This is a genomic window from Vibrio sp. OPT20, from assembly GCF_963889365.1.
In the GTDB taxonomy this organism is placed as follows: Bacteria; Pseudomonadota; Gammaproteobacteria; order Enterobacterales; family Vibrionaceae; genus Vibrio; species Vibrio splendidus.
The window spans coordinates 972526-977859 of the sequence record NZ_CAWPOA010000031.1 but is presented as its reverse complement, the minus strand read 5'-3'; the positions used below and the strand labels follow the sequence as shown (position 1 = coordinate 977859).

General features: G+C 43.7%; 7 protein-coding genes and 1 pseudogene. 2 read left to right on the top strand and 6 right to left on the bottom strand.

What is annotated here, in order from left to right:
* Together AACR09_RS05595 and AACR09_RS05590 are read left to right on the top strand one after the other, a co-directional pair.
* Positions 1–957: pseudogene (locus AACR09_RS05595) on the top strand (ATP-binding cassette domain-containing protein); the annotation flags it as partial.
* A 115-nt stretch (positions 958–1072) separates the two neighbouring features.
* The gene (locus AACR09_RS05590; RefSeq protein WP_193836136.1) at positions 1073–2311 is read left to right on the top strand and encodes a leucine-rich repeat-containing protein kinase family protein; all 1239 of its coding nucleotides are present in this window, start codon (positions 1073–1075) and stop codon (positions 2309–2311) included.
* A gap of 141 nt (positions 2312–2452) precedes the next feature.
* On the opposite strand, the gene AACR09_RS05585 is transcribed toward AACR09_RS05590, so the two are convergent.
* The 6 genes from AACR09_RS05585 to AACR09_RS05560 all read right to left on the bottom strand — a co-directional run.
* The gene (locus AACR09_RS05585) at positions 2453–2902 is read right to left on the bottom strand and encodes a hypothetical protein (protein WP_193836135.1); all 450 of its coding nucleotides are present in this window, start codon (positions 2900–2902) and stop codon (positions 2453–2455) included.
* A 69-nt stretch (positions 2903–2971) separates the two neighbouring features.
* Positions 2972–3286, bottom strand: coding sequence for a N(4)-acetylcytidine aminohydrolase (yqfB, locus tag AACR09_RS05580; protein ID WP_004733516.1), 315 nt, complete (start codon positions 3284–3286; stop codon positions 2972–2974).
* Positions 3287–3518: 232 nt separating this feature from the next.
* Positions 3519–3872, bottom strand: a complete 354-nt coding sequence (rplT, locus tag AACR09_RS05575) for a 50S ribosomal protein L20 (protein WP_004733517.1) — start codon at positions 3870–3872, stop codon at positions 3519–3521.
* Positions 3873–3914: 42 nt separating this feature from the next.
* Positions 3915–4109: a 50S ribosomal protein L35 gene (gene rpmI / locus AACR09_RS05570; protein ID WP_004733518.1), complete on the bottom strand. Its 195-nt coding sequence runs from the start codon at positions 4107–4109 to the stop codon at positions 3915–3917.
* A 104-nt stretch (positions 4110–4213) separates the two neighbouring features.
* A complete protein-coding gene (gene infC / locus AACR09_RS05565; protein ID WP_076646145.1) occupies positions 4214–4765 on the bottom strand; it encodes a translation initiation factor IF-3 in 552 nt (183 codons plus the stop codon).
* 2 nt (positions 4766–4767) lie between these two features.
* Positions 4768–5334 (bottom strand): threonine--tRNA ligase (locus tag AACR09_RS05560; RefSeq protein WP_265575722.1); only part of this gene is annotated, 567 nt, incomplete at its 5' end.

Genomic DNA, 5334 nt, shown 5'->3' with positions numbered 1-5334 from the left:
TCTACCATCTAAACAGCTTGGGCGTACATTTCTATAAAGGAAATTATGATGATTACTTCAAACAAGTGTCTAGCCAAAGCGAAGCGCTAGACAAACAGATTGCGCATCATCAGTCCGAAAAGAAACGACTCGTGCGTCAAGCTCAAACCAACAAGGAAAAGGCGCAGCAGCGAGAGTCTCAGGGGAAACCGACTCAGAAAGTCAGGTAGCCAACCTAAGATATTATTGGACGCTATGAAAGATAAAGCAGGTCAAAGCCAAGCCGCGTCGGCGACAAGTCAAAGGAACCTCATTGACCAAAACCAACATAAACTTCAGTCGCTTAAAGAACTGAAGGAACGGCTGAAACCACAAGCTTTGTATCTACAGCAAAGTAATTGCAGTAAAAAGAGCTCTTTGTTAACCGTTGAAAACTGCCGCCTTGTTTACGGCTCAGGTGCGCCAATCAGTTTCTCTTTATCACAAGGGGAACGGTGTTATCTAACCGGTGCTAATGGGTGTGGAAAGTCGACACTGTTAAAAGCGATTCATGGCCAATACTCGAACTATATCGGCTCAATTAAGCGCTTAGGGGCAACCGTCTACTTGGATCAACATTTTGGCCTGTTAGACACCAACGAGACGATGTTTGATAATTTAATGAAGCGTAGCTTTGGATTAACAGAGAGCGACGCGCGAACCCTGCTCGCTGGAATTGGGTTCAGGCGAGACTCCGTATACCGAAAAGTGGCACATTTAAGTGGTGGTGAAAAAATGAAACTGGCGATGTTGATCGTTAGCCATAAGCAAGACACACCACTTCTATTACTTGATGAACCGGACAACCACCTAGACATCGACTCAAAGCAAATATTGGCGTCCGCTTTACGTGAATACCAAGGCGCATTTATCTTGGTGAGTCATGATGTTGATTTTGTTGAGGAGGTCGGCGTTAGCCAAAACCATATCCAGCTTTAGCCTTCGTAAATTCGTTCACTTAGTTTAGTTAGGCGAGTATTCTTCCGGATACTCGCCTTTCTCGGTTGAGACAAGTAAACTACGCGCCTCGAACATCTATTCATAAGGCTAAGGTTTGCATACTCTAGAACAATTAAAATCAGGGCAACTAAACGGTATTACGCGCTTACAACTGTCAGAAGATCTCACTGAATTTCCTTTAGAGATCTTAGAACTCGCTGATTCTCTTGAGATTCTAGACCTTTCAGGTAATCAACTGTCAGATTTACCAGAAGAGTTATCACAGCTGACCAACCTGCGTATCATCTTCGCGTCGAATAACCTGTTTACGCATCTGCCTGATGTTCTGGGGTCACTTCCTAAGCTTGAAATGATTGGCTTCAAAACCAACCAAATCAAAACCGTTAGCGAGCAATCTTTGCCAGCTCAATTACGTTGGTTGATCCTGACAGACAATGCGATCGAGGTTCTCCCTCACTCTTTAGGTAAAAGACCACGACTACAAAAGCTCGCATTGGCGGGTAACAAGCTTCGTGTTCTACCAGAAAGCATGGAAAACCTATCAAACCTTGAGCTAGTTCGTCTGTCTGCAAACCAGCTGACTGAGTTCCCTGAGTTCCTAATCAAGCTACCAAAACTGGCGTGGTTAGCGTTTGCGGGGAACCCGTTTTGTAAACACCCAAGCAGCTTAGATAGCGTGCCAGCCGTGAGTTCACAATGCTACTCACTCAATCAAGTGCTTGGCCAAGGCGCGTCTGGTGTAATTTCTCATGCTAACTGGTTAAACGGTGACTTTGATTTCCCACAAGAAGTGGCGGTTAAAGTATTCAAAGGCGAAGTGACCAGTGACGGTTACCCACATGATGAACTTGAAGCGTGTCTTCAAGCAGGCCAACATAGCAACCTAGTGAAGTCTATCGCTCAAGTCGACGAGTCAGACTACCTAGCGTTAGTCATGGAACTGATTCCGAGCAACTATTACAACCTAGGTTTGCCCCCTACTCTTGAGAGCTGCACTCGCGATACGTTCAACGAAGGCTTTGTGCTTTCAATTGCTCAGATCAATAGCATTACCAAACAGGTGATTGATGTGTTTGAACACCTTCATGCCAACAAGGTCTGTCATGGTGATCTATACGCTCACAACACTTTAGTGAATGAGCAAGGTCGGATGATCTTTGGCGACTTTGGAGCGGCAACTATCTACGGCTACCTAACTGAAGAGCAGCAACAAGGTATTCGTCGAATTGAAGCACGTGCATTGAAGTACTTTATTGAAGACCTACTGACGGTTTGTGCAAAGCAAGATCAAGACAGCGAGCTTTATACTCAACTGGCGAACTTCGAAGCTTAATGGCTTAACTTAATAGCTTAATAGCGCGTTGATTAGAAATACTCGGTCGAATTGAAAACAACAAAGCCAACATCACTGTTGGCTTTTTTATTCTTGGAATACCACTTATTTTAATGGACAAGCAAGGTCGGCTAAAAGGGATTAATGCTCAGCCTGCACCAATTTCAGATACGAATGCAGTTCACCATTTTTATATTCCACCGCAGAATGAATATTAAGATCAGCACGAGCCACAACAGCAAACTGGTAGCGGTTGTCACCCTTCAGAATCTCGACGTGTAACAAACCGTCGGCTAACTGCCACTGCCCTGTTGTTTCAAATCGATCGAACAAACGATATTCAATCAGAGAACCATTAGCATTGAAGTGCACTTCAGTGATGTAACCGCCGGGGCAACTCTTCACCCAAACTCGATTCTCGATATCACTGACAGTAAAGTCACGCTTTGTATCACGCCACGCTAAAAAGCCTTCGCAATCATAAAGAGCAATGTCGAGATCAGTTCTAGAAATTAACGGCTGCTCATTTTGCTCACGACAATAAAGTTGAAGCAAAATTTGTTGAACTGTTTCATTCTGTAATTCACTCATTGTGACTTCCCTTTCTTATTGCTCAGCAGTTAAACACTGTAGTGATCAACAAATTTCATTTAAAGCGGGTTACACAAGCTCGTAAGAAACCACATACAGCTGAGAGATACCCGGATAGATATCTTGAATCACGTCTTTGAGTACTTGCAGCGTCATGTTCTCTTGCTGAGCATGGAATTCACCTAAGTCATCAAACAAAATTGGCTCAACGCTGATGATCTTAAGATTACAGAACACACGTCCTTGCTCTAGCGTTGATACTTCCACAACACTGCCTGGTTGGTAGTCACGCTCAGATTCATCGCGAATAGTAATCGTCTTCTTGCCAGAAAGGATGTCAGTTTCAAAACGTTCGAAGAACGTCATAGTGGTAGGTGCGGTCATTTATTCCGGTCGCTTAACATTAAAAGGTTAGGTAGATGTTTATATACCAGAATGCGTGTTCAAGCGAATAAAAATTAGATGCGAAATTTCATCTCGTCATTCCCTAGACTGACGAAGGAAGGAAGGAAGGATGGATGGATGGATGGAGGGAATCTCTAAAGAGCCAAATTACAGGCAATAAAAAAGGAGAACCGAAGTTCTCCTTTTCTTAAACCTTTAAGCTAACTCTAAATTATAGAGATGCTTTCGCTTTTTCAACTAGAACAGCAAATGCTGCTTTGTCGAATACTGCGATGTCAGCAAGAATCTTACGGTCGATCTCGATAGATGCTTTCTTAAGGCCATTGATGAAACGGCTGTAAGATAGACCATTTTGACGAGATGCCGCATTGATACGTGCAATCCAAAGTTGACGGAATTGACGTTTCTTGTTGCGACGGTCACGGTAAGCGTATTGACCAGCTTTGGTAACTGCTTGGAAAGCTACGCGGTAAACACGTGAACGTGCTCCGTAGTAACCTTTAGCTTGTTTTAGAACTTTCTTATGACGTGCACGAGCTTGTACACCACGTTTTACGCGAGGCATTATGCTTCTCCTAAACTAAACGAATTTATAAACTAAAAAGAATTAAGCGTATGGCATCATACGTAGAACTGCAGCCACTTCACATTTTGGAAGGATTGAGTTCGGACGAAGCTGACGCTTGTTCTTAGTAGTACGCTTAGTCAGGATGTGACGTTTACCAGCGTGCTTAAACTTAATACCACCAGCAGTTTTCTGGAAACGCTTAGCAGCACCTTTGTTGGTTTTCATCTTAGGCATGATGAATAACTCCGCATTGTTGAGTTGTTAATAACATAGTAATTAGGGCGAATAAAACCCTACAGCCTATGGCTGCAAGGTTTAATTACTTGTAAAGCCGTTAATTACTTCTTTTTAGGGGCCAACACCATGATCATCTGGCGACCTTCAATTCTCGTTGGGAAAGATTCGACAACTGCAAATTCTTCAGTATCGATTTTCAAACGATTAAGAACGTCAACACCGATTTCTTGGTGAGCCATTTCGCGGCCACGGAAGCGAATTGTTACCTTCACTTTGTTGCCGTCTTCAAGGAAACCAGTCAGGTTGCGTAGTTTTACCTGATAGTCTCCAATATCAGTTCCAGGTCGGAATTTAATTTCCTTGATCTGAACCTGCTTTTGCTTTTTCTTCTGCTCTTTCGCAGCTTTGCTCTTCTCGAAGAGGAACTTACCGTAGTCCATCACACGACAAACTGGCGGCTCGGCGTTAGGGCTGATCTCTACGAGATCCATACCAGCTTCATTTGCAGCTTCCATCGCTTCAGCGATTGTTACTACACCAACAGCTTCGCCGTCTGCGCCAGTTAGACGCACTTCACGAACGCCACGAATGTCACCGTTTAAACGGTGCTGGTTTTGTTTGGCCGGTTGTTGGCCACGTCTTCCGCCTTTAATAGCTATTCCTCCAGATTGAGCTTACGGTTTGAAACCTCGGCTTGGATGTATGAAATAAAGTCATCCACTTTAAATTTACCAAGGTCCTTACCTTTACGTGTACGTACTGCAATTTCGCCGGCTTCCATTTCTTGGTCACCACACACAAGCATGAACGGTACACGTTTCAAAGTATGTTCGCGGATTTTAAAGCCAATCTTCTCATTTCTCAAGTCTGCTTTGACTCTAAATCCACTTTTTTGCAGTTTTTTCGCAATTTCTTGTACATATTCAGACTGTTTGTCCGTAATGCCCATAACAATTGCTTGTTCTGGCGCCAACCACGTTGGGAAGAAGCCAGCGTATTCTTCAATAAGAATACCAATGAAGCGTTCTAGTGAACCTAAAATCGCGCGGTGGATCATAACTGGCGTGTGACGCTCGTTATCTTCACCTACGTAAGTTGCACCTAAACGTTCTGGTAATGCAAAATCGAGCTGCACTGTACCACATTGCCATGCGCGGTCCAAACAATCATGCAAAGTAAATTCAATCTTAGGTCCGTAGAACGCACCCTCGCCTTCTTGAAT

Excerpts from the sequence above, each read along its gene's own strand:
- AACR09_RS05585 (WP_193836135.1), bottom strand. The coding sequence starts at position 2,902 with ATGAGTGAATTACAGAATGAAACAGTTCAACAAATTTTGCTTCAACTT.
- yqfB (WP_004733516.1), bottom strand. The coding sequence starts at position 3,286 with ATGACCGCACCTACCACTATGACGTTCTTCGAACGTTTTGAAACTGAC.
- rplT (WP_004733517.1), bottom strand. The coding sequence starts at position 3,872 with ATGCCTCGCGTAAAACGTGGTGTACAAGCTCGTGCACGTCATAAGAAA.
- rpmI (WP_004733518.1), bottom strand. The coding sequence starts at position 4,109 with ATGCCTAAGATGAAAACCAACAAAGGTGCTGCTAAGCGTTTCCAGAAA.